The sequence below is a fragment of the Dechloromonas sp. ARDL1 genome (assembly GCF_051122455.1).
In the GTDB taxonomy this organism is placed as follows: Bacteria; Pseudomonadota; Gammaproteobacteria; order Burkholderiales; family Rhodocyclaceae; genus Azonexus.
This window is the reverse complement of record NZ_CP168939.1, coordinates 1,145,222-1,168,812: the sequence shown is the minus strand read 5'-3', so window position 1 is coordinate 1,168,812 and position 23,591 is coordinate 1,145,222. Positions and strand designations below refer to the sequence as shown.

The following is a 23,591-nucleotide window of genomic DNA, read 5'->3' as shown; positions in this document are numbered from 1 at the left end:
TTTGCGCTGAAGCCCCGTAGACTTCGCCCTTTGATTATTTTCCTTTCAGGCAAGCGCAAATGGCTCAATACGTCATGTCCATGCTACGGGTCAGCAAGATCGTCCCGCCCAAGCGTCAGATCATCAAGGACATTTCCCTGTCCTTCTTCCCCGGTGCCAAGATCGGCCTGCTCGGCCTGAACGGCGCTGGCAAGTCCACCGTCCTTCGCATCATGGCCGGCGTGGACAAGGAATACGATGGCGAGGTCCAGCATCTGGCCGGCGTATCCATCGGCTACCTGCCGCAGGAACCGCAACTCGACCCGGCCAAGACGGTCAAGGAAGAAGTCGAATCCGCCCTCGGCGAAGTCATGCAGGCCCAGGCCAAGCTCGACGAGGTGTATGCAGCCTACGCCGATCCGGAAGCCGACTTCGACAAGCTGGCCGAGGAACAGGCCCGTCTGGAGGCGATCATCGCCACCTCCGGCTCGGATACCGAGCACCAGATGGAAATCGCCGCCGACGCGCTGCGCCTGCCGCCCTGGGATGCCACCATCGGCAACCTGTCCGGCGGCGAAAAGCGCCGCGTCGCACTGGCCAAGCTGCTGCTCGAAAAACCCGACATGCTGCTGCTCGACGAACCGACCAACCACCTCGACGCCGAATCGGTCGAATGGCTGGAACAGTTCCTCGTCCGTTTCCCCGGCACCGTGGTCGCCGTCACCCACGACCGCTACTTCCTCGACAACGCCGCCGAGTGGATTCTCGAACTCGACCGTGGCCACGGCATCCCCTGGAAGGGTAACTACTCCAGCTGGCTGGAACAGAAGGAAGCCCGCCTGGAAACCGAAAACAAGCAGATCGACGCCCACATGAAGGCGATGAAGCAGGAACTGGAGTGGGTCCGCTCCAATCCGAAGGCGCGTCAGGCCAAGTCCAAGGCCCGTCTGTCCCGCTTCGAGGAAATGTCCAGCCACGAATACCAGAAGCGCAACGAAACCCAGGAAATCTTCATTCCGGTCGGTGAGCGCCTGGGCGACCAGGTCATCGAATTCGATGGCGTCACCAAGTCCTTCGGCGACAAGCTGCTGATGGACAACCTGAGCTTCAGCATCCCGCCGGGTGCCATCGTCGGCATCATCGGTCCGAACGGCGCCGGCAAATCGACCCTGTTCAAGATGATCACCGGCCAGCAACAGCCGGACTCCGGGGAGGTGAAGATCGGCCAGACGGTCAAGATGGCCTACGTCGACCAGTCGCGTGACTGCCTCGACGGCACCAAGACCGTGTTCGACGAACTGGCCCAGGGCAGCGACATTCTGCAGATCGGCAAGTTCGAGATGCCGTCGCGCGCCTACATCGGTCGCTTCAACTTCAAGGGCGCCGATCAGGGCAAGCTGGTCGGCAACCTCTCCGGCGGCGAACGCGGCCGCCTGCACCTGGCGAAGACGCTGATGGGGGGCGGCAACGTCCTGCTGCTCGACGAACCGTCGAATGACCTCGACGTCGAAACCCTGCGCGCCCTGGAGGATGCCCTGCTCGAATTCCCGGGCTGCGCGCTAGTCATTTCGCACGACCGCTGGTTCCTCGACCGGATCTGCACGCACATCCTGGCCGCTGAAGGCGATTCGCAATGGACCTTCTTCCCGGGTAACTACCAGGAATACGAAGAGGACAAGCGCAAGCGCCTGGGCGAGGAAGGTGCCAAGCCGAAGCGGATTCGTTACAAGCCGATCACGCGCTGATCAAGGCGCAGACGAATTTCCGAAAGCACCAGAAAAAGAGGGCGCCACTTGGCGCCCTCTTTGTTTTACTAGCGAGCACTCCCCCCATCCCTGATTACCTGGGAGCGCCCTCACCCGACAGACTGATCTCGGTCAGCGTCAGAAAGCCATCCTTGGTATTCACGATCTTGTAGACCGCGTCCGGATTGCTACTTGCCTTCTTCAGCACCGCTTGCCACTCCATTTCGGCACTGCGCAGGCCGTCTATTTTATTGTGTATGACGTTCACGCTCTCGGCCACCTCCGATTTCATCTCGTCATTGAACTGTTCGATTTTCTTGGCCGTGGGGTTCATCACCAGCAAAACCGTGTTGGCAAGCGAGAAAATCAACGCCGCAGCGGCGATCAGCAACGTCGGCTTTTCGAGGTTCCTGGCTGGCGCATTGGTTTCCGGGGCTTCTTTCGGTGCATCGCTCATCAATATCTCCCAAGGCAATTCGTCAACAATCCCACCAACACACTATCAAACGCAAAAAGCAGCCACAAATTTTATTGTTTTGATACATTGGAACTTTATACGATTTTCGTGCCATGCAGACGAGGCCTCCGCCCCACAAGCGAACCCATTTAAGGCATCCCAAGCCAGACAAGGCCACCGGGAAAGACGAGTGGTTACGGCGCTATTGGATCGCCTTGATTTCAATCGGGCTGATAGCCATTTCCGCCGTCACTTTCAACATTCTTTCCAATGACGATGAGGACCAAGACACCTACGTCAATGTACAAACCCGTACCGTCGCTGGAGACAATAACAACGTCATCTGCAAAGTCAGCCTGTTGGTTGATCCGGAACAGGAAAAGGGATTACTCCAGCGCCAACCCTTGCTTGTCGCTGTCGTTAACTCAGTTCTCTCGGAAGCCTACGCTGGCTCACGACGCCCCCCACCAAACGAAATACGCATGCAACTGCTGGCTGCCCTCAACAACAAACTGCCAAGACAACTACAAATACGCGACGTCCTTCTGCAGGAATTGATTATCGGCAATTCCTGAATGAGCCTTCCCATCAGGTAATCCGGAAATGCAAAACGGGCGCCGTTTCGGCGCCCGTCCTTTTTGCCCCCCGCCATTGCGATGGGCGAAAGCTGCGTGTGGAAATGTACCGAGTTTTTATTAGTGCTTCAAGCTGGCAGAGAAAACTGCCTTGGTCTTTTCGGAAAACTGGAACTCGTTGAAGGCACGATCGATTTCAGCATCGTTACGGCCTTCAGAATGATCTTCGAAGCAGATACCGATGGTCTTGCCGTTGGCAGCCAGGGTCTGGAAGGCGAAACGCCAGCGCTGTGCTTCAGCCAGCCGCTCGCGCAGCTCGGCTTCGTTGGAAATCGTGATACCGGCTTTCTTCAGGGAATCCAGGAATTGTTCGAAGGATTCGTTGCTCAGACTGCCCATTTGACTATCTCCGTAGGGTTGCGGTGTTTGATCACCATGTGCCAAATAACGACGCAATTTCGATTCGGTTGACACAAAAGTTAGTGCTTTCGAAATGCGATAATCACGCCTATGAAAAAGCAGAACGCTCCCGCAGAAATCCCGGAAATCCGCCCCGGCCAATCCATTGATTTGCTGAAGGAATTACACATCCTGACGCGCGACGGCAAACTCAACCAGGACACGCGCCGCAAGCTGAAACAGGTTTATCACCTCTATCAATTCATCGAGCCGCTGCTCGAAAATGCGGAAACGCTGGTCGATCACGGTGCGGGAAAATCCTATCTCGGGTTCATCCTGTATGACCTCTATTTCAAGGAACGTGCCAGCGGCGAGATCGTCGGCATCGAAACGCGTACCGAACTGGTCGACAAATCCCGCGAATTGGCCGCCCGGCTTGGCTTTCCGCGCATGCGCTTCATCGCCTGCACAGTGGAGGATTCACTGTCGTCGACCGACCTACCAGCCACCGTGGATGTCGTCACCGCGCTACACGCCTGCAACACGGCAACCGACGATGCCATCCGTTTTGCCCTAACCCGAAATGCCCGCCATATCGTCCTCGTGCCTTGCTGCCAGGCCGAAGTAGCCGCTGCGATGCGCGCCAAAAAGAACGACTCGCTGGGCAAAACGCCGCTGTCCGAACTTTGGCGACACCCCATCCACACGCGCGAACTCGGCAGCCACCTGACCAATGTGCTGCGCTGCCTGCTGCTCGAGTCGCATGGCTACGACGTCACAGTGACCGAACTGGTCGGCTGGGAACATTCGATGAAGAATGAACTGATCATCGCCACCAAGCGCAAGCACCCTCGCAAGAACGCCCGCGAGCGGGCCGAAGCCATCCTGCGTGAGTTCAATATCGAAGAACTTGCCCCGCGTTTTATGTACTAAGGCCCCATGACCAGAACCCAACACCCGCTCGAACTCCTCGCACCGGCCAAGAATGCCGATTTCGGCATCGAAGCCATCAAGCACGGAGCCGATGCCGTCTATATCGGCGGCCCGGCCTTTGGCGCCCGCTACGGCGCCGGCAACGATGTCGCCGAAATCAAACGCCTTTGCGACTTTGCCCACCGCTACCGTGCAAAGGTCTTCGTTGCACTTAATACCATCCTGCACGACTCGGAACTCGAGGACAGCCGCCAACTGGCTTGGCAGCTCTACGAAGCCGGCGCCGACGCGCTGATCATCCAGGACATGGGCCTGCTGGAAATGGACCTGCCTCCCATCCAGTTGCACGCCAGCACGCAAACCGACATCCGCAACCCCGAGAAAGCCAAATTCCTGGAAGACGCCGGCTTTTCGCAGATCGTCCTGGCCCGCGAGTGCACGTTAAAGGAAATTGCGAATATTGCGTCGCAAACCGTTGTTCAATTGGAATATTTTGTTCACGGCGCGCTCTGTGTCGCCTATTCCGGACAATGCTTCATCAGCCACGCGCATACCGGACGCAGCGCCAATCGCGGCGAGTGCTCTCAGGCCTGCCGCCTGCCCTACACGCTGGTCGACGAGAAGGGCAAGGTGATCACCGAGGATCAGCACCTGCTGTCGATGAAGGACAACAACCAGACGGATAACCTGCTCGCCCTGGTCGAAGCCGGGGTCAGTTCGTTCAAGATCGAGGGACGGCTCAAGGATCTTTCCTACGTCAAGAACATCACCGCGCACTATCGCCAGCTGCTCGACGACATCATCGCCGCCCATCCACAATACACCCGCGCCTCCAGCGGCCATAGCACCTTTACTTTCGCACCGCAGCCGGACAAGACCTTCAACCGCGGCTACACCGACTATTTTGCCGGCGGCCGCCAGGACGACATCGGCGCCTTCGACACGCCGGCCTTCGTCGGTGAGCTGATCGGCGAGGTTGTCGAAATCGGCGACGGCTGGATCGTGGTCAATAGCGAGCAGGCTTTCCACAATGGCGACGGCGTCTGCTTCCACGATGCCAACGGCGACGTGATGGGCATGCGCATCAACCGCGCTGAGGGCGACAAGCTTTTCCCGGCCGAAATGCCGGAAGAACTGACGGTCGGCGCAACCCTGTTCCGCAACCGCGACCAGGCATTCGAGCGGGCGCTGGAAAAGGATTCGGCCGATCGCCGGATTTCGCTCAAGCCGGTGCTCTCGGAAACCGACGCGGCCTTCGTGCTGACGCTGACCGACGAGGACGGCGTGACGGCCGGCGCAACGCTGCCGCGCAGCGCGGAAATCGGCAGCGAACTGGCCCAGAACCCGGAACAGGCCCTGGCCAAGCTTCGGGAAAACCTCGGCAAGTTCGGCAACACGATGTTCCGCGCCGAGCCGGCCGAGCTGAACCTGACGCAGGCCTGGTTCCTGCCGATCGGCGCCGTCAATGCACTGCGCCGCGAAGCGACCGAGAAACTCGAAGCCGCGCGCATCGCCAGCCACCCACGACCGCCGCGCGCGGCACCGGCCGACGACCCGGTGCCCTACCCGCAGGAAGAATTGACCTACCTGGGCAACGTCTTCAATGCCAAGGCGCGCCAGTTCTACGAGAAGCACGGCGTAAAGCTGATCGAGGAGGCCTACGAGGCCGGCAACGAAAAAGGCATGGTGTCGCTGATGATCACCCGCCACTGCCTGCGCTACAGCTTCAACCTCTGCCCGAAGGAAGTGAAGCACCTGAAGCCTGACCCGATGACGCTGATGAACGGCAGCGAAAAGCTGATCCTCAAGTTCGACTGCAAGGCGTGTGAGATGCACGTCATCGGCAAGATGAAAAAAGGCGTCAAGCTCAACCTCGGAACCGTTCGCCAGGCATCTTGCGGCTGAATCTGCTCAGGTCGGCTTGCGCAGCAGGTCGACCCGCTGTGGATTCAGGAACGTGGCTCCCTCGGCTGCCATATAGGAGTCGAACTTCTCGCGCACCTGCCGGTACAACTCGGGCGATAGTTGGTGGCTCGTGTGGGTGACGCGGATCATACGGCTGTCGAACTGCTCGAAACCCTCGAAATAACTGCGGGTATTGAAGAACAACTCCTTCTCCAAGCGCAGCTTGCCACCTTCCACTGCCCGGCACAGTGCGGCAAAAGCCGCCTCGCGCACAGCCTGCTCGTCGTGGAAAAGCTTGAACACTTCGTTCAGATCACCGGCGTAGACCGGTTCCGAAATCCAGGCCAGGCCCCCCGGCTTGAGCACGCGGGCGATTTCGCTCAGCGCCTGATCCATGAGCGCGACAGGCACATGGTGCAGCGACTTGAACATCAGGACAATATCGACGCTATTGTCGTCGGCCGGGATAGCCTCGGCGCCACCATGACGAAAACTCACAATGGGCAGATCGGTCGTTTCCAGATTGCGGGCATGCTGGATGGCATCGACCTCCAGCGCCACGATTTCGCGTGGTCGGCCAGTCTCCGCCAGCAAGCGGGTTTTTTCGGCCCGCCCACACCCCAACTCGAGAACCTTGGCGCCATCGAAGGGGAGCTCGTCGAGCATCAGCCGGATTTCATTGACCAAGGATGTCTGGGCGGGATCGGCGATTTTCATGAGGCTTCCGGATGAGAGGATCGAACCGGAATATTAACGGACGATGATCCTTGAACCCCTTCCTTTTTCGTGGCGACAAGCCAGCCGTATGCTTGCGTTATAGTTCCGCTGTTATTCCCGAATAGCGCCTGCGCTGCCTCTCTCTTCATCATCATGAAACCGCTACCCTGCCCCTCCTGTCGCCAAACCATGACCAAGCACCGCTTCGAGCGGATGCACCATGGCGAGGTGGCGATCGATCTGTGCTTCCCCTGTCAGGCTATCTGGTTCGACGAATTCGAGAGCGTGCAGCTGACGCCCGGGGGCATTGTCGAACTGTTCAAGCTGATCCACCAGCACCGCGACGATTTGCGTCTACCGCTGGGCAACCCGCTGAACTGTCCGCGTTGCGACGACAAGCTGCTGCACGGCCTCGACGTCGCCAAGCACGGCGGCAAGTTCAACTACCATCGTTGCCTGCAGAAACACGGGCGTTTCACGACCTTCGCCCAGTTCATGATCGAGAAAGGCTTTGTCCGTCAACTCTCACCAACCGAGGTGACCCAGCTATCGGCCAAGGTGGGCATCGTGCGTTGCACTGGTTGCGGCGCCCCGGTTGATATTCGCAAGGACCACGCCTGCACACATTGCCGGGCCCCGATTGCCATTCTCGACGCCGATGCTGTCGAAAAGGCGCTGGCGCGCTTCCAACATGCCGAAACGCGGCGCACGACGCGCGACGTCGAAGCCCTGGGCGATGCCATCGTGATGCGAGAGCGGGCCGCGTCGCACCAACAGAGGCAGCAAGCCGAGACGGAAACCGGGCTGATCGATGTCATCGATCTGGTATCGGCCGGTTTCGAACTCGTCTGGCAGGTGATTCGGCGCTGAGCTCCTTCCTCCGATAGCGCTCGACGCCAACAAATAGGGCAAGTTCGACATTGGCGGTTACACTCCGCCCTTAGTTTTTTTTCGCCCCCCCTCCGCATGCAAAAAGAAGTCCAGGAAAAACCCACCTACGCTGTCGTCGCAGCCGTACAGTTGCCCCATGTCAGCGACACCGAGTTCGACGCGTCGATCGCCGAATTACGGGAACTGGCTAAAACGCTGGGCTACAAGGTCATCCATACCTTCACGCAAAAACGCGGCAGCTTCGATACCACAGGCTACCTCGGCATCGGCAAGCGCCAGGAAATACACCATTTTGTACGCGGAGAAGCGGCGACGCTAGATAGTGCTTTCCCGCCCACGCCGCATCTGGGTCCGATCGAAGCCATTCTGGTCGACCACGAGATTTCTCCCTCGCAGGCCCGTAATCTTGAACTGGAAACCGGTTGTGAGGTCATGGACCGAACCATGGTCATCCTCGAGATATTTCATCGCAATGCCCGCTCGCGGGCTGCCAAGGCGCAGGTGGAGATCGCCCGCCTCGGCTACATGGCGCCGCGCCTGCGTGAAATGGCCAAGTTGGCCGGGCCGCAGGGTCGCCAACGCAGCGGTGTCGGCGGTCGGGGGGCTGGCGAATCGCACACGGAAATGGATCGCCGCAAGATTCGCGACCGCATTGCCGAACTGCAACTGGAAATCACCGCCATGGAGGTCGAACGCAAAACGCAACGCGCCCGGCGGCAGGAACGCCAGGGCCTGGCCGGCGTCGCACTGGTCGGTTACACCAACGCCGGCAAATCAACCTTGATGCGTGCCCTGACCGGTAGCGAAGTGCTGGTCGCCAACAAGCTGTTCGCCACACTCGATACCACGGTGCGCGCCCTGTACCCGGAAAGCGTGCCCCGCGTTCTGGTCAGCGACACGGTCGGCTTCATCAAGAACCTGCCACACGGCCTGGTCGCCTCGTTCAAATCGACGCTCGACGAAGCACTGGATGCTTCGCTGCTGTTGCATGTCGTCGATGCCAGCGACCCCGGTTTCGAACGCCAGCTGGAAGTGACCAACACCGTCCTGACCGAGATTGGCGCCGACGACGTGCCGCGCCTGCGTATCTTCAACAAGATCGACCACGTCGGTGACGAGGTGGCCCAGGCAGAATGCACAGCCGCCCTGCGCGAAAAATACCCGGACTGCATCGTGATGAGCGCCCGCCGCCCGGACGAGGTGGCCAGGCTGCAGGCCGCCATCATCGCCTTCTTCCAGCAGGATCTGGTCGAGGCGGAACTCTTCCTGCCATGGTCGGCACAGCAGTGGCGCGGGCAGATCTATTCACAATGCGAGGTGCTGGAAGAGCGCGCCGATGGCGACGGCGCCTTTTTCCGGGTGCGCGGCGAAGCCTCTGTGTTGCAGGAACTGAACGCGAAATTCCCGCGGGGTTAACGACTGCCGCTTGCCAGCGCCCTATGCTGCTTCGGGCGCCTGCAGGATTTTCGGTTTCAGTTCGACATGCCCTTCGTCGCCCCCCAGCCAGACGATACCGTCCTGAATGGTGCACTGCAGACGCATCGTGCGCTGAGCCAAACCGGCCAGCGCCTGCCCTTCCTCCACCGACAGCGCCAGCACGCTCAGGTTTTTCTGGGCGGAGACCTTGCCGGATGTTTGCTGCCACCAGACCTCGGCAGAGCGGCCGCCGTAGCTGAGTACGACAACGTGGCGCGAACGGTTGCAGGCACGGCGAATATCCTTTTCGTCAGGCAACCCGACGTCGATCCAGCGTTCGATACTGCCTGTGGCGTCGAGATCCTGCAGGTCAGCCTCGTCCTCGGCCGATAGCCCGCGACCGAAAGCCAGCGTCTCTGAGGCATTCAGCGCAAAGGCCAGCAGACGGACCATCATCCGCTCGTCGGTTTCCGACGGATGGCGTGCCAGGGTCAGGGAATAATCGCCAAAATGCGAGCGGTCGAGGTCGGCCAACTGGAGTTCGGCCTTGAAAATAGTTGCAGAGCGCGCCATGCCAGCCCCGGAAAAAGGGCGGATTATCCCACGAGCCGGGAACCTGGCGGACAGAAACGACTCAATGGGAAAAGGGTGGAAACCGGTACAATCAGCGTTTCCTGATGAAAAGGTATTGCCATGCGCCTGTCGATTCTTGCCTGCCTGCTCGCCTTCAGCGCGGTTGCCCGCGCCGAGGTAATCGATATCGACAACGCCCAGCTCGAAAAACTGAGCAGTAGCGGGGTTCCGGTCATCGACATCCGCCTGCAGAGCGAATGGGAAGAAACGGGTATCGTCGCCGGTAGCAGGCTCCTCACCTTCTTTGACGACAAGGGGCGTTACGATGCCGGTGCCTGGCTCGAAAAGGTCAAGCCGATCGCCAAGCCCAACGAACCGGTCATCGTCATCTGCCGCAGCGGCAACCGTACCAAGCCGGTCAGCCAGTTCCTGTCGCAACAAGCCGGCTACACAACGGTCTATAACGTGAAGCATGGCATCAAGGGCTGGATCGCGGCGGGCGGTCCGGTTTCGCGTGCCACGTCGACAATTGCCGCATGCAAAACAGACAAGACCTGCTAGCCCACGCCGTCGACCGCAAGCGCTGCGCCAGTTGCAGGCGCTGGAGCGGCCTGCGCCATGCCGGCGCGACTCCCGATATCGTTCTCATCGAATCGGAAACCAGCGCCGGACTATGCCAGGGAGGCCCCTGGGACGGCTCAGAGCGCCGCGCACGCTCCGCCTGCGGTCATTGGCAATGCTGGTTGCCGGCGGCTTCTTCCGTAACGGCACCGACCTGACCCACCCGGGCATTTCGCCTGGCTCGCTACGCCAGATCGGTAGCCATCCACTTCAGCAGCACTTCGTAGAGGTGTTCCGGATCGACCGGTTTGGTCAGAAAATCATTCATGCCCGCCTCCAGGCATTGCGCACGGTCCTCGGCGAAGGCGTTGGCCGTCATGGCAACGATAGGCATCTTGCCACCCCGCTCGCGAATCGCGATCGCTGCCTCCACGCCACTCATGTTCGGCATCTGCATGTCCATCAGAATCGCCGCGTAAGGGCGCCTTTCAGCCATATCGACGGTCTGCCGGCCATCTTCGGCGATTTCCACCAGCATTCCTGCCTCTTCGAGCAGTATCCTGGCGACTTCCTGATTGATCGGTTCGTCCTCGGCCAGCAGCACGACACTACCCGAAAAACCGCGCCGTAGACGATCGAGGGCTGACGCCTCGCTGCGACGACTTATTTGCGGCATCTCGCTGCCTTTGGGAAAGCGGACCGTAAACCAGAATACGCTCCCCTTTCCCGGCGTGCTCTCGACCTCGATCCGCCCCCCCATCAGGTTGACCAGATGCTGGCTGATCGCAAGCCCCAGCCCGGTGCCGCCATACAGCCTTGTCATTGAACTATCCGCCTGCTGGAAGGCGGAGAACAACCGCCCCATCTCCGCTTCGGAGATGCCGATCCCAGAATCCCGGACCGCGAAACGCAGCAGCATGTCGGCGGATGTGTTTTCAAGTATGGCAACGCTGATGGTGATCGTGCCGTGCTCGGTGAATTTGACTGCATTCCCGGAGAGATTGATCAGGACTTGCCCCAGGCGCAGTGGGTCGCCCAGCAAGACTTGCCCGGAAAGCTCGGTCGGCATTTGAGTCAGCATCTCCAACCCCTTGCCCCTTGCTTTGTGGCCGACCAGACTGACTAGGTTCTCGAACACCGGCATCAGTTTGAAATCGACCCGCTCCAGAGTCATGCGCTCGGCCTCGATCTTCGAAATATCGAGGATATCGCCAATCACCCGCAGCAGATGGTCGGCGGCAGCCTTCGCCTTGTCCAACTGCTCCTTGCCAACGGCATCGATCATGTGCGACCTGGCGAGCGTAATCATGCCCATGATGCCGTTGAGTGGCGTGCGCAGTTCGTGGCTCATATTGGTTAGGAAGGTGCTCTTGGCGCGGCTGGCCGATTCGGCCGTATCCTTGGCGCGAACCAGTTCGGCTGTCCGCTCCTCGACCAGACGCTCCAAATGATGCCGGTAGCGCTCCAATTCCTCACTAGCAGCCTTTTGCTCGGTAATGTCGTAGCAATACCCGATATAGCCGATGAATTCCCCCCGGCTATTGAAACGCGGACTCCCCAGATCCGCCAGCCAGCGATAACCGCCATCGGCATGCCGCAGGCGATACTCCATCGTAAACGGCAACCGCTGATCGAAGTGCGTGACATAGATATCGACACAGCGCTGGTAGTCCTCGGGGTGAACCCCTTCCGCCCAGCCATACCCGAGCTCCTGCTCGAGCGTTCGGCCGGTAAAGCGCAACCAGGGATCGTTGAAGTAATCGCACAACTTGTCAGGTGTCGACGTCCAAATCAGCGCAGCACCGCTGTTGGCCAGGGTGCGGAAATGCTGCTCGCTCTCCCGCAAAGCTTCCTCGGCTACCCGCCGCGCAGTGATGTCCTCGCCTGACGACAACGCACCGACAACCTCCCCCGATTCGCCACGCAGCACGACACTACGCCAGGCAACCAGAATTTCCCTGCCCCGGCTGTCGACAATCGTATTTTCGTATTGCTCGAGCAGGGCGCAATTACCGGAAATCCGTTGGACGAAGTCCGAACGCGCTGCTGTCCTTTGCTCGCCGACCAGAAAGTGATCAAACCAGTCCATCCCGATCAAGTCTGCTGCCGACAGCCCCAGCATCTGGGCTCCTTTGCGGTTGATCATCGCGATATGCCCATCGACGTCCTGGGCAACGATCAACACATCGACGACATCCAGGTAACGCTGCGCGTTATCGCGCTCGCGCTGCAGCGCCTGCGTACGTTCCAGAATTCTGTCTTCGAGCGAGGCATGAGAGCGCTGAATCGCCTCCGCCATCTGATTGAATGCCGACGACAATTGATGTATCTCGGCGGTCTCGCCGGAATTGACGTTGGTGCGTACCGTCAGCTCCCCACCACCGAGTCGATGTGCGTCCGTCGCCAGCTGGGCGATGGGTGCCGCCATTCGTTGCGCCACTATCCGCACCAGAAGTAGAGCACCAAGACTCAGTATCAACCCGGCCATGCCCAGATTGATCACCCCTCCCCTCAAACCCTCCAGCGCCTCCGCCTTGCTCTGGATCATCACCAGCGTGTTGCCCTGAGTTCCGCTGAGCGGTAGAAACCTGAATGCCGCCAGATAGTCGTTTCCATTCGCATCGATCAGCGTAAGACTGCCCTCGAATCCCGGGGCCACGCGGGAAAGCGCCTCGACCAGCCCTGCGTGCCGGCTGCCTTGAACGATAACCCTCCCTTGGCTATCGAGCACGATGGTCTCGCTGCCATGCAGGGTCGAAACTGTTTCTCCATTGACGGAAATAAAATGAGCGGCATCGAGAATGGCGACCATGATGCCGACCGGCTTCCCTCTGGTCAGCCCATCGGCGTGCACGCCGCGCACCTGGCGCATGATGATCAGATGGCTGCGCCCGTTCCACGTTATCTGATCAATCAATTCGCTAATACCCACCTGAGCGACCGAGCGGGCAAGCTCCGGATCAAAGAAAGCTTCGTCCAGTTCCTTGCCGGTGCCGGAACCAACTATCTTCAGGCTGGCCGGATCAATCGCATACAACTCGACGTAGCTATCCGGATAAGCGCGCTGCAGCCGCTCGAACAGCCGGCTGACATTTGCCTGAAGATTATTTGGGTCCTGCTCGAACTGCCGTGCCAGGATAAGACTCTCCGACAGCACCAGCATGTCGCCACGTCGCTCTGTCAGCCTGTTGCCGAAGCTTCTCTGCGCATGATCCGCGGAAATTTCCAGCAACCGACTAGCCTCGTTCAAACGCTGCGTACCTGCACCGTTCATGCCGAGCGAAGGCAATCCGAAATACCACAGCGCCATGATGCAACCCATCACCACGACAAACAACGCGCCGAAGTATCGTGTGATGCGTACCGAGAAGGAGTGTTTCATCTGGACGCGCTCGTCACTCCGGATAATCGAAACGTCCCGTTTCGAAGAGGCGCGTATCGGTCAAAACGTTGACGAGAATATCGTTGCCCATGGCCGATTCGACATTGGCCCAACTCGCATCGGCCGATAATTTACCCAATCCCTTCAGGAAATCGAATTCGCTCTTCAACGGCGGTTGGGCGCGCGGATTGACGATGATGCGCGGCGCCGAAGGAATATTCAACAGCTCCCGGCGGGTGATGGCGGCAATCTGCGCCGGGGAAATACCATTCTTCTTCCCGGAAAAAGCCTCGGCGTCGTCCTTGACCCACTGCGCCGCCTTCTCCTGATTGCGCAGGGAGAGCCTTAACCACTCGATGGCACGAACATAGGCGGCAACCAAGCTATTGACCGCCTGCGGGGAGCGCTTGCCAACCTCGCGGGAAATCACGAAATAGTCAGTACTGGACCCGCGAAAAACAATACGATTGGCCTCACTATTAGCCAGCGCGACGGATGGTGCCGGCTCCCAGGCTGCAAACGCTTCGATCTCGCCGCGCGCCAGCGCCCCAGGCATTTCATCGACACGCATCGGCACCAGCCTGACATCCTTTTCCGACAAACCGGCGGAAGACAAACCCTGCAACAATGTCTGATGCGCGCTGGAAGCCTCGACATAAGCGATACGCTTGCCGGCCAACGCACCGACCTGCGCGCCTCCGCGCGCCACGATCGCAGTCGGTGATTGCTTGACCATGAGGTGCCCCCCGTAATCAGTGCCACCGGCAATTTAGTAAAGTCCGTTTTCGAGAAGGAGAATGGACTTGAAGAAGCGGTTTTCAGAAGAGCAGATCATCGGTTTTTTGCAGCAGGCGGAAGCCGGCGTGGCGATCAAGGAACTGTGCCGGCAACACGGCTTCAGTGACGCCTCGTTCTACAACTGGCGGGCGAAATTCGGCGGCATGTCAGTTCCGGATGCGAAGCGCCTGAAGGAACTGGAAGCCGAGAACGCCAAGCTCAAACGCCTACTGGCCGAATCGATCCTTGATGCCGAAGCTCTCAAAGCGGCCTTGGGCCGAAAGCGCTGAGCCCCCAGCAAAAGCGTGAGTCAGTCATGGTGATGCGGAAAGCGACAGCAATTTCCCAACGCCGTGCCTGCCAGCTGGTGGGTTTGTCACGCACGGTCCTGCATTACGTATCGAAGGCGCAGCCGGAGAACGAGCAGTTGCAAGCCAGGCTGGTCGAACTGGCCGGCGAGCGCCGCCGGTTCGGCTATCGCCGCTTGCATGCGCTGGTTCGGCGAGAGGGCGTTCGAGCCAATCACAAACGGATTTATCGGCTCTACAGTGATGCCGGTCAGAGGTGGCCCCGCGCAGTTGGACAGAAATTTGGTTTTCTTAAGTGAGTTCTCTGCGGGTTAAGCCGCTGCGGCGAGCAGCGGCTGGTTGAAGTAAGCCGTATCCGGGGTTTGCCCGTCAAGCGTTGAGTGCGGGCGACGACGATTGTAAAAATCGAAGTAGCGGGCCAGCGCCTGTCGGACCTCGGAAACGGTGTCGTAGCCGTGCAGGTAAATCTCCTCGTACTTGACCGATTTCCAGAGGCGTTCGACGAATACGTTATCGCGCCAGCAGCCCTTGCCATCCATGCTGACCTGAATGCTGTGCTCCTGAAGCAAGCCAATGAAGGCCGAACTGGTGAATTGGCTGCCCTGGTCTGTGTTCATGATTTCCGGTCGGCCATACTTCATGATGGCCTCTTCCAGAGCATCGACGCAGGGATCAGCCGTCAGGCTGTTCGACAGGCGCCAACTCAGCACCCGACGGGTTGCCCAATCAAGCACCGCGCTCAGATAGACGAAGCCCCGGCGCATCGGGATGTAGGTCGTATCCATGGCCCAGACCTGATTCGGACGCTCGATGGCAAGGCCGCGCAGCAGGTAGGGATAGATGCGGTGTGCCTGGTTGCGCCGACTGGTGTTGGCCTTGCGGTAGATGGCCTGGATATCGAGCTTCTTCATCAGCGTACCGACATGTTTGCGACCGATTTCATGGCCTTCGAGCTTGAGCATATCGCGCAACATCCGCGCACCGGCAAAGGGATGCTCCAGGTGCAGTTCATCAATCCGCCGCATCAGCATCAAATCGATTTCGGATGTGGGCTGCGGCTGGTAATAGACAGAAGAACGCGAAAGCTCAAGTAACTGGACTTGCCTGACGACAGGCAGATCGTGGGCCTTGTCGATCATCGTTTTGCGCTCGCATCGCCGATGCGACCGAGCGCGACGGCCAAAAAATCAATCTCCAACGCCTGCTGGCCTATCTTTGCATGCAAATCCTTCAGGTCCGGCGTGGCCGCCTGCTTCTCGGCAGCCGTCGCAAAGACACCCGAGGCGTTCTCGAGCAATTGTGTCTTCCATTGCGTAATCTGATTCGGATGAACGTCAAACTTCTCTGCTAACGCAGCCAGCGTCTCATCGCCCTTGAGGGCGGCAATCGCCACTTTGGCCTTGAAGGCGGCTGTGTGGTTACGGCGGGGTCTTCTCATTGCTTCTGCTCCTAGGCAGGCGATTTCCATCGCCCATTGAAGCAGAGATTTCACTTAACTCGATGTCCGGATTCGCGGAACCACCTCTGTCTGTCAGTTCGGCGCCGCAAAAAGCGACATGGTGTGGCTGTTGAGCGGCAGGCACTGGAACGCCCTACCGAGCCCAACCAAGTTTGGTCGATGGATTTTGTCAGTGACGCGCTGGCCAATGGCCGCCGGATCAAGGTGCTGACCATCGTCGATGATTTCAGCAAGGAGGCCATCGATCTCGCGGTCGACTTCGGCATTTCAGGCCATTACGTTACGCGTGTTCTTGATCAGGCGGCTCGCTTCCGGGGCTACCCCAAGGCCATTCGAACTGACCAGGGACCAGAATTTACCGGCAAAGCGCTCGACCAGTGGGCCTGCCAGCATGGCGTTCAGCTCAAACTGATCCAGGCCGGGAAACCCACGCAGAACGCGTTCATCGAGAGCTTCAACGGACGCTTCCGAGATGAGTGCCTGAATGACTATTGGTTTACGAGCTTGCCACAGGCTCGTATCCTGATCGCCGCCTGGCGCCGGGACTACAACCAGCATCGGCCGCACAGCGCATTGAATTATCAAACCCCGGCAGAGTTCGCGGCCGAGCATCGGGCAACCACCTCTGCCCAGCCAGCCGCCGAAGAATGTCTTTAACGGTACAACCCAAGGACTTTTACTAAAACGCCCTTGGCACTAAAACCGGGGGCACCTCAACCAAGCCGACGATCAACACATTACCGGCCGCCGCAGCAAGCAGGGTCGGCATGTCGCCCAGAAATGCGGCATCAAGACGACCGTCGGCCAACGCAGGCAACATGTCCGCCCCGCGCTGAAAAGGATAAGTCAACAACGGGTTGCCCATGCCCTTGAGCTTCTCGAGCAGAATCCCATCCCGCCGCATGACCGAACTCAAGACACCGGAAGGCACCCCAAGCGGCTGTACCCCCACGTCGATGGGTGGCGAATTCCTGGTCAGGCCATATTTGTCGACATAAGACTCGGCGGTCTGCGAGCACGGCGAAAACAACACAACCATCACGATCACGACAAACCGCCAGCCATTACCAAAAACAGTCATGTCCGCCCCCGCTGTAATTTTTAGCAGATTACAGCCATGCAAGGCATTGAACAAGCAGCAAAACCATTCCGATGGCATACGTCAGCCCAAAAAACGACGTATGCATGCGAGTTTCGAAACCTTCTGATTAGGTGGGCGGCTAGAAAAGCAAAAAGCCCAACCAACTTGGCTGGGCTTTTCGCTTGATTCTTTGGCTCCCCGACCTGGGCTCGAACCAGGGACCTACGGATTAACAGTCCGGCGCTCTACCGACTGAGCTATCGGGGAATCGGTATAGTCGGCAATTACTGACGACAGGGCGCGCATTATATACAAAACTTTCGAGATGGCGCAATGGCAAGCATCTTGAAGCGCGAATCAGCCGAAACTCACTCCTCTTCCGGCTCCACGGGCGCTTGCCTGGCCAACGACTCGGCACGCAGGGCGCGCAAGGCAGGCGTTTCCAGGCTGATGCGGCCGAGGCTGCCGCTACGGTAATCGGTGAGCAGGATGCCAGAAGCCTTTTCCAGGTCGAGCTCGCCACCGCGTCCCTTGATGATGCAGCCGCGCTTTTTGGCGACGCCTTCGAGGACGGCCACGGCATCCATGTCGTCAATGGCGAAGCCGTAGCGCGTCTTGAGCAGGGCCGGGTAATGTTCGAGCAGGTAGCCGGCCAGCCAGGTCGCGACATCCTCGCCAATGTAGGCATTGACGCCCACGGCATGGCTCGCGGCGAGCATCAGGCCATCGATGGGATGGTCGATCTTCGGCCACAACATGCCCGGAGTGTCGTACAGGGTCAGGCGGTTGCTGATGTCGATACGCTGTTGGCTCTTGGTGACGGCAGGCTGGTCGCCCACAGCCGCGACCTTCTTTTTGACCAGCGCGTTCATCAAGGTCGATTTGCCGACGTTGGGGATGCCCATGATCATCAGGCGCAGCGGTTTGACGGCATCGTTGCGGTGTGGGGCCAGCTTCTGGGCGAGCGACGGAATCCTGGCCACGTCGCCCGGTTTCTTGCACGAGATGGCGACGGCCTTGACGTTGGGCTGTGCGTCGAAATACGCCAGCCAGGCCTTGGTCGCTTCCGGGTCGGCCAGGTCGGCTTTGTTGAGCAGCTTGAGACAGGGGCGCTGACGGAAGTTGCGCAGTTCGTGGATCATCGGGTTGCTGCTCGCCTGCGGCAGGCGGGCGTCGAGCACCTCGACGACCACGTCGGCCACGGCCAGCGTCTCGCCCGCCTTCTTGCGGGCCGAGGTCATGTGCCCCGGATACCATTGGATGGACATTGTTGTTCCTGGAGTTAGCCGCCGGTCACCGGCGGGAAGAAGGCGATTTCGTCGCCATCCTTGATCGATGCATCGAGTCCGGCCATGTCCTGATTGACGGCACAGCGCAAATTCTTGGCCGTACCCAGGGCCTCTCGCCCCTGCCCGACCAGCCAGTCGCGCAAGGCGCCAACCGTTGCCACGCCAGCCGGGATATCGATGCTTTCGCCCGGCATCCCGAGCTTTTCCTTGAGCCCGGCAAAATACAGGATCCTGATACTCATGCCAGCAACTCCGCAAACGGAACAAAACTCAGGGTATCACCTACCGCAATATGCTTGCCTGGCGGATTGAGTACGAGGCCATCACTGACGCAGAGCGATGTCACGACCGCCGAGCCCTGATTACGATAGATCTCGACGGCACCGGCGTCGTTGATGCTGGCGCGCAGGAACTCGAGTCGCGCGCTATCGGGTCTGGTCCATACCGACGCACTCGGCAGGCTGAGCAGTCGCGGCATGACCCGGCTCATTCCCTGCAGGCGAAGAATGAAAGGACGAACCACCATCAGACAGGTAACGAAGGCCGACACTGGGTTTCCGGGCAGGCCGACAAACCAGGCGTTTCCGCCTTCCTTGCGGATTTCGCCAAAAGCCAGCGGCTTGCCCGGCTTGATGGCGATTTTCCACATATCGAGCGCCCCCTCCGCTTCGACGGCCGGTTTGACATGATCCTCCTCGCCAACCGAGACACCACCGCTGGTGATGACCAGATCGTTGTCGGCCGCAGCACGACGCAGGGCATCGCGGGTCGCTTCGAGCGTGTCCTCGACCGCCCCCAGATCGCGCACTTCGCAGCCCATGCCTTCGAGTAGTGTGCGCAGCGCATAGCGGTTGGAGTTGTAGATGCCCCCCGGCGGCAAGGGCTCGCCCGGCTGCACCAGTTCGTCGCCAGTAAAGAATACGCCGACGCGGATGCGCCGGTAGACGGGCAACTCGGGAAGACCGGCCGAGGCGGCCAAGGCAATATCCTGTGGACGCAGCTTGAGGCCGGCCTGCAGGATTTCGCTGCCGACGGCAATGTCTTCTCCGGCACGGCGGATATTTTCGCCGCTACGCGGCACATGGTTGACCACCACGCCGCCCTCGCCGTGTTCGCACAACTCCTGCATCACCACCGCATCGGCTCCGGCCGGAATCGGTGCGCCGGTAAATATACGGGCGGCCGTTCCAGGCTGCAGTGTCGTGCCAACCGTGCCGGCCGGAATACGCTGGCTGACCGGAAGACAAACGCCGACTGCCGAAATGTCGGCGGTACGTACAGCGTAGCCGTCCATTGCCGAATTATCGAGCGGCGGCACGGCAACGGTCGACTGCTGGGCGATGGCCAGCACGCGACCGGCTGCGGCGAGCAGTGGCACACGGCGGACTTCCTCGACCGGACGTGCGGCGGCCAGCAGTTTTTCCAGGGTTTGTTCGTAGGTCAGCATGGGCGTTCCTGCAGTTGCATGGTATTCATGACGAAATCGGCAATGGCCGCGTAGTCGCTCAAGGGCAGTTTCGGCAGATCGGTGGCGAGGTCGGCATCGGTGGCGATGGCAACAATATCCGGGCGCTCCGAAAAGAGCGGCGGCTTGCCGTTTTCAGGCCGATAGACCTCCAGCTTGGGCACCGGTTCCTGCTTGAAACCCTCGATCAGCACCAGGTCGCAGGGCGACAGGTGGCCGAGCAGTTCGGCGAGCGTCGGTTCCGGCTCATCGCGCCGCTCGTGCATCAACGCCCAGCGGTCGCCGCAGGAGAGCAGCACCTCGTTGGCGCCGGCCTCGCGGTGGCGGTAGGAATCCTTGCCCGGCCGGTCGATGTCGAAGCCGTGGTGGGCGTGCTTGATCACCGAGACCTTGAGGCCGCGAGCGGTCAGCTGGGGAATGAGCTTTTCCAGCAAGGTCGTCTTGCCGGAGCCGGAATAGCCGGCGATGCCAAATACTTTCATGGCGGGATTTTACTCGTTCAAGCGGTGAAGACCGGGGCAAATCCGCCGCCGGGCGTCCGGAAATTCGTGGTCTGTCCCTGGTACAGCCGGGCGGCGACCAGCTGGATATGGCCGTTGTAGACGTAGCAGCGGATGTCCGCCTTCATGGTCGCGTCGCCGACCGCGTGCTCCGATGGCGGAGCGATTTCTTGGGCAATGTAGCCGCCGTGCAGGACATCCTCGAACACGCGCCGGGTCAGCTTGTCGCCGCGATAGGCGGCACGGCTGCCGAAACCGGCCGGCGGCTTGAAGAACCAGCGTTTGCGCTCAGCCCAGAAACGCTCGCCCTGATCGGGCGTCACCGCCACCGTTTGCGGGATGCCGGCCAGCAAGGTCTGGCGGGTAGCTGCGTCAACGCCCAGAGCCGACAATGCCGTCTCGTCGGAGAGCTGCATCAGGTTGCGCTTGTCGGCGTAGAGGGCGTGTGCCTGTGGATTGGGCGTCAGCACGACCTTGCCCTGCTCGAAAGCGCTACGAATAACGGCGTTTTCCGTCGCGTCGAGGGCGAAATCGGTCAGGCGGTTGTAGATGAGATCGACCGCCTGGCCATTGTGATGCAGCGTTTCGCCATCGAAGGCCAGTTCGGCCGGGTCGCAGACCACGGCGGCGATGCCATGTTCCTCGAACAGTTCCTTGAACAGCGCGAACTCCGGCGCCAGAAATTGCCCGGCGGGGTTTTCGTCGACGATGGCGATTCGGCGCAACGGCGCATCGCCCCGCTCCAGGTGCCACTCCTCGCGGAACATGGCGACGAACTCATCACGCCCCCGCGCGCCCTCGTCCGCCTGCCCATGTTCAGCCAGCAGGTAGGCGTTGAGCAGGCCGCCGCCGGCGTTGGTGTTGATTTCGATGAGCTTGGGCCCGGCCTCGGTCAGATGGAAGTCGTAGCCCATGAAGGCACCGCGTGCCTTGCCCGGCAGGCGGGCGATTTCCGGTGCCTGGGCCAGCGCATGCGCCCGATAAGCCGGCAGCGCGATCACCGACTCGATGGCGGCGATCAGCCCGGCCATGGCCTGCATGGCCTTAGCGGGAATGGCGACGGCGGCGCCTGAAAAAAATTGGGGCTGGCGTTCGCGCAGTTGGTCGAAAGTATTTTTCATGGCCTCAGCGATTGGCGAAGAAATCGAGCACGACCTGCAGTTCGCGGGTGCGCTTCATCGGCGGCAGACTTTGCCAGACCTTGCGGCCGTAGGGCTTTGATATGAGTCGGGGATCGCAGATCATCAGCACACCCTTGTCGTTCTCGTCGCGAATCAGCCGGCCGGCGCCCTGCTTGACGTTGATCACGGCGCGCGGCAGCTGGTATTCGATGAAGGCGTTGCGGCCCTCGCGCTTCATCTGCTCGATGCGCGCCGACAGTACCGGATCATCGGGCGGTGCGAAGGGAATCTTGTCGATGACGACCAGCGACAGGGCCTCGCCGCGCACATCGACGCCTTCCCAGAAGCTCTGGCTGCCGACCAGGATGGACGCACCGTGGTTGCGGAAGCGTTGCAGCAGGTCGTTCTTGCTGCCCTCGCCCTGGACCAGCAGCGGGATGTCCAGCCCCTCGTCCTCGATCTTGGCCTTGAGCAGCTCATGCGTGCGGCGCATGGCGCGCAGGCTAGTGCACAGGAAGAAGGCGCCACCCTTGGCCGCCTTGACCGCCGGCCAAGCCGCCTCGACCACGGTGTCGGTGTAGTTCCAGGCATTCGGGTCGGGCATGCCGAGCGGGGCATAGAGTACGGCCTGCTTATCGTAATCGAAGGGGCTGTGCCAGCAGGCGGAATCCGGGTCGCCGAGGCCGAGTTCGGCACAGTAGTGGTGGAATTTGCCCTGCACCGCCAGCGTCGCCGAGGTGAAGATCCAGGCACGCGGATGGCCGCCCATCTGCTTGCGGAAAATGTCGGCAACCTTGAGCGGCGTCGAGTTCAACTGCAGCGATTGCGTGAAGGCCTCGCCCCAGCGCACGGTGCCAAGATCGGCCAGGTTCTGCCACTGGGCGAGGCGCTGTTGCAACTCCAGCGCGCGTTGCCAACACTTCTCGATACCCTCGGCACGCTGCGCCTGGGTTTCGAGGATGGCGGCGAACTTGGCGACTTCCTCGTCGAGCAGCTTCAACGCGGGGGCGAATTCCGGCCGCTCCTGCAACTGCTCGTAGGAAAAACGGCCGGCATCGACGCCGACCGACAGGCGCAGGTCGCGCGCCGCCTTTTCCATGGCCTTGGCGCCGCTCTGGATGTCGAGACAGTCGCGGGCGCTGGTCAGGCCCTCGGCCTTGGCGTCGCGCGCCAGATCGACAACCTGTGCCGTCGACACGCTATCGCCGAAGAACAGCGTTGCCACTTCCGGCAACTGGTGCGCCTCGTCGAAGATGACCGTGTTGCAGGCCGGCAGCAGTTCGGCCATGCCCTCGTCGCGCAGCATGACGTCGGCGAAGAAGAGGTGGTGATTGACCACCACCAGGTCGGCCGCCATCGCCTCCTTGCGCGCCGCCATCACGAAACATTCCTTGTAGTCCGGGCAGTCCTGCCCCAGGCAGTTGTCGCGCGTCGAGGTGGCGCTGTTCCACACCGGGGAGTTTTCGTTGACCTCGAAGCACTCGGCCTTGTCGCCGGTCTGCGTGGTCTTGGCGAAGACCGAGATGCGGCGGGCGTCCTCCTTGCTCAGGAAGCGGCCGTCGGCCAGTGCCCGGTTCAGATGATAGGGACAGACGTAGTTGGCGCGCCCCTTGAGCAGCGCGATCTTGACCGGCGCCTTGAGGATGTCGCGGACCATCGGCAGGTCCTTGTTGAACAACTGATCCTGCAAGGTCTTGGTACCGGTGGACACGATCACCTTGCCGTTCGACTTGAGGGCCGGAACGAGGTAGGCGAAGGTCTTGCCCGTGCCGGTACCCGCCTCGGCGATGAAGACCGAGTTGCCATGGATGGCGGCGGCAATACGCTCGGCCATGTCGACCTGCTGCTGGCGGACGCGATAGCCGCCAATGGCGCGGGCAAAAGGCCCGTCGGGCGAGAAGATTTCGGGAACGGAGGACAAGGAAAAAGACCGGAAAAATCAGGCGCAATTCTAGCAGATGGCCTCGTGCGGAACGGCCTTTCCAGCGTTTCCGCGATCATACCGGGCAGCGCCCGCCACATTTCTCCGGATGCCGCGCAGCGCGCGATTTGCTACGC

At 60.4% G+C, this 23,591-nt stretch carries 22 protein-coding genes, 1 tRNA gene and 2 pseudogenes; 10 read left to right on the top strand and 15 right to left on the bottom strand.

All coding sequences use genetic code 11. The annotated features are described in order from the left end of the window. Nucleotides 1-59: 59 nt before the first annotated feature. Nucleotides 60-1,724 carry an energy-dependent translational throttle protein EttA gene (gene ettA / locus AB6Q56_RS05735; protein ID WP_434516141.1) on the top strand — a complete coding sequence of 555 codons (1,665 nt, stop codon included), beginning with the start codon at nt 60-62 and terminating at the stop codon, nt 1,722-1,724. Between the two features lie 94 nt (nt 1,725-1,818). On the opposite strand, the gene AB6Q56_RS05730 is transcribed toward ettA, so the two are convergent. Beyond that, entirely contained in the window at nt 1,819-2,181 is a 363-nt protein-coding gene (locus tag AB6Q56_RS05730) for a hypothetical protein (protein WP_434516140.1), read from the bottom strand. 113 nt (nt 2,182-2,294) lie between these two features. Here AB6Q56_RS05730 and AB6Q56_RS05725 point away from each other — a divergent pair, with 113 nt between their 5' ends. Continuing rightward, a complete protein-coding gene (locus AB6Q56_RS05725; protein WP_434516139.1) occupies nt 2,295-2,756 on the top strand; it encodes a hypothetical protein in 462 nt (153 codons plus the stop codon). Nucleotides 2,757-2,876: 120 nt separating this feature from the next. On the opposite strand, the gene AB6Q56_RS05720 is transcribed toward AB6Q56_RS05725, so the two are convergent. Further along, nucleotides 2,877-3,155 (bottom strand): hypothetical protein, encoded by a 279-nt coding sequence (locus tag AB6Q56_RS05720; RefSeq protein WP_275710385.1) that lies wholly within the window; start codon nt 3,153-3,155, stop codon nt 2,877-2,879. Nucleotides 3,156-3,266: 111 nt separating this feature from the next. Here AB6Q56_RS05720 and AB6Q56_RS05715 point away from each other — a divergent pair, with 111 nt between their 5' ends. Together AB6Q56_RS05715 and AB6Q56_RS05710 are read left to right on the top strand one after the other, a co-directional pair. Then, on the top strand, nt 3,267-4,088 hold the full coding sequence (locus AB6Q56_RS05715; RefSeq protein WP_434516138.1) for a class I SAM-dependent methyltransferase: 822 nt from the start codon (nt 3,267-3,269) through the stop codon (nt 4,086-4,088). Nucleotides 4,089-4,094: 6 nt separating this feature from the next. Next, nucleotides 4,095-5,993: a peptidase U32 family protein gene (locus AB6Q56_RS05710; RefSeq protein WP_434516137.1), complete on the top strand. Its 1,899-nt coding sequence runs from the start codon at nt 4,095-4,097 to the stop codon at nt 5,991-5,993. A gap of 6 nt (nt 5,994-5,999) precedes the next feature. Here AB6Q56_RS05710 and AB6Q56_RS05705 read toward each other — a convergent pair whose 3' ends face one another. Continuing rightward, nucleotides 6,000-6,710 carry a class I SAM-dependent methyltransferase gene (locus AB6Q56_RS05705; protein ID WP_434516136.1) on the bottom strand — a complete coding sequence of 237 codons (711 nt, stop codon included), beginning with the start codon at nt 6,708-6,710 and terminating at the stop codon, nt 6,000-6,002. 189 nt (nt 6,711-6,899) lie between these two features. Between AB6Q56_RS05705 and AB6Q56_RS05700 the strand changes: the two genes are divergently transcribed. Both AB6Q56_RS05700 and hflX read left to right on the top strand, forming a co-directional pair. Next, complete coding sequence (locus AB6Q56_RS05700) at nt 6,900-7,580, top strand: hypothetical protein (RefSeq protein ID WP_434516135.1); 681 nt, start codon at nt 6,900-6,902, stop codon at nt 7,578-7,580. A 96-nt stretch (nt 7,581-7,676) separates the two neighbouring features. Then, complete coding sequence (hflX, locus tag AB6Q56_RS05695; RefSeq protein WP_434516134.1) at nt 7,677-9,017, top strand: GTPase HflX; 1,341 nt, start codon at nt 7,677-7,679, stop codon at nt 9,015-9,017. Nucleotides 9,018-9,038: 21 nt separating this feature from the next. Here the strand turns inward: hflX and AB6Q56_RS05690 are convergent, their stop codons facing one another. Beyond that, nucleotides 9,039-9,590, bottom strand: coding sequence for a YaeQ family protein (locus tag AB6Q56_RS05690; protein WP_434516133.1), 552 nt, complete (start codon nt 9,588-9,590; stop codon nt 9,039-9,041). A 120-nt stretch (nt 9,591-9,710) separates the two neighbouring features. On the opposite strand from AB6Q56_RS05690, the gene AB6Q56_RS05685 reads away from it, so the two are divergent. Both AB6Q56_RS05685 and AB6Q56_RS05680 read left to right on the top strand, forming a co-directional pair. Further along, the gene (locus tag AB6Q56_RS05685) at nt 9,711-10,151 is read left to right on the top strand and encodes a rhodanese-like domain-containing protein (protein ID WP_434516132.1); all 441 of its coding nucleotides are present in this window, start codon (nt 9,711-9,713) and stop codon (nt 10,149-10,151) included. Beyond that, nucleotides 10,127-10,369, top strand: coding sequence for a hypothetical protein (locus tag AB6Q56_RS05680; RefSeq protein WP_434516131.1), 243 nt, complete (start codon nt 10,127-10,129; stop codon nt 10,367-10,369). Before AB6Q56_RS05685 ends, AB6Q56_RS05680 begins: the two co-directional genes overlap by 25 nt. Nucleotides 10,370-10,395: 26 nt before the next feature. Here the strand turns inward: AB6Q56_RS05680 and AB6Q56_RS05675 are convergent, their stop codons facing one another. Both AB6Q56_RS05675 and AB6Q56_RS05670 read right to left on the bottom strand, forming a co-directional pair. After that, nucleotides 10,396-13,533, bottom strand: a complete 3,138-nt coding sequence (locus AB6Q56_RS05675; protein WP_434516130.1) for a PAS domain S-box protein — start codon at nt 13,531-13,533, stop codon at nt 10,396-10,398. 13 nt (nt 13,534-13,546) lie between these two features. After that, nucleotides 13,547-14,269 (bottom strand): ABC transporter substrate-binding protein, encoded by a 723-nt coding sequence (locus AB6Q56_RS05670; RefSeq protein ID WP_434516129.1) that lies wholly within the window; start codon nt 14,267-14,269, stop codon nt 13,547-13,549. A gap of 67 nt (nt 14,270-14,336) precedes the next feature. Between AB6Q56_RS05670 and AB6Q56_RS05665 the strand changes: the two are divergent. After that, nucleotides 14,337-14,869, top strand: a pseudogene (locus AB6Q56_RS05665) (transposase); the annotation flags it as partial. 60 nt (nt 14,870-14,929) lie between these two features. Here the strand turns inward: AB6Q56_RS05665 and AB6Q56_RS05660 are convergent. Then, nucleotides 14,930-16,056 (bottom strand): IS3 family transposase gene (locus tag AB6Q56_RS05660; RefSeq protein ID WP_374755713.1). Its coding sequence is split into 2 segments (ribosomal slippage): nt 14,930-15,798 and nt 15,798-16,056, totalling 1,128 coding nucleotides; the frame shifts between segments, so codons are not numbered across the junction. Between the two features lie 90 nt (nt 16,057-16,146). Here AB6Q56_RS05660 and AB6Q56_RS05655 point away from each other — a divergent pair. Beyond that, nucleotides 16,147-16,734 (top strand): annotated as a pseudogene (locus tag AB6Q56_RS05655) (IS3 family transposase); the annotation flags it as partial. A gap of 22 nt (nt 16,735-16,756) precedes the next feature. Here AB6Q56_RS05655 and AB6Q56_RS05650 read toward each other — a convergent pair. The 8 genes from AB6Q56_RS05650 to AB6Q56_RS05615 all read right to left on the bottom strand — a co-directional run bounded on the left by AB6Q56_RS05650 (nt 16,757) and on the right by AB6Q56_RS05615 (nt 23,454). After that, nucleotides 16,757-17,212, bottom strand: a complete 456-nt coding sequence (locus AB6Q56_RS05650) for a hypothetical protein (protein WP_434516128.1) — start codon at nt 17,210-17,212, stop codon at nt 16,757-16,759. Between the two features lie 137 nt (nt 17,213-17,349). After that, nucleotides 17,350-17,425 (bottom strand) — tRNA-Asn (locus AB6Q56_RS05645). 101 nt (nt 17,426-17,526) lie between these two features. Then, nucleotides 17,527-18,426 carry a ribosome biogenesis GTPase YlqF gene (gene ylqF, locus AB6Q56_RS05640; protein WP_434516127.1) on the bottom strand — a complete coding sequence of 300 codons (900 nt, stop codon included), beginning with the start codon at nt 18,424-18,426 and terminating at the stop codon, nt 17,527-17,529. 14 nt (nt 18,427-18,440) lie between these two features. Further along, nucleotides 18,441-18,689 (bottom strand): molybdopterin converting factor subunit 1, encoded by a 249-nt coding sequence (gene moaD, locus AB6Q56_RS05635; protein WP_434516126.1) that lies wholly within the window; start codon nt 18,687-18,689, stop codon nt 18,441-18,443. Next, nucleotides 18,686-19,894, bottom strand: coding sequence for a molybdopterin molybdotransferase MoeA (locus tag AB6Q56_RS05630; protein ID WP_434516125.1), 1,209 nt, complete (start codon nt 19,892-19,894; stop codon nt 18,686-18,688). Before AB6Q56_RS05630 ends, moaD begins: the two co-directional genes overlap by 4 nt. Continuing rightward, the gene (gene mobB, locus AB6Q56_RS05625; RefSeq protein WP_434516124.1) at nt 19,888-20,394 is read right to left on the bottom strand and encodes a molybdopterin-guanine dinucleotide biosynthesis protein B; all 507 of its coding nucleotides are present in this window, start codon (nt 20,392-20,394) and stop codon (nt 19,888-19,890) included. The genes AB6Q56_RS05630 and mobB overlap by 7 nt, the downstream gene beginning before the upstream one ends. A gap of 17 nt (nt 20,395-20,411) precedes the next feature. Beyond that, nucleotides 20,412-21,533 carry a hypothetical protein gene (locus tag AB6Q56_RS05620; protein WP_434516123.1) on the bottom strand — a complete coding sequence of 374 codons (1,122 nt, stop codon included), beginning with the start codon at nt 21,531-21,533 and terminating at the stop codon, nt 20,412-20,414. 4 nt (nt 21,534-21,537) lie between these two features. Continuing rightward, nucleotides 21,538-23,454, bottom strand: coding sequence for an ATP-dependent DNA helicase (locus AB6Q56_RS05615; protein WP_434516122.1), 1,917 nt, complete (start codon nt 23,452-23,454; stop codon nt 21,538-21,540). Between the last annotated feature and the right edge of the window lie 137 nt (nt 23,455-23,591).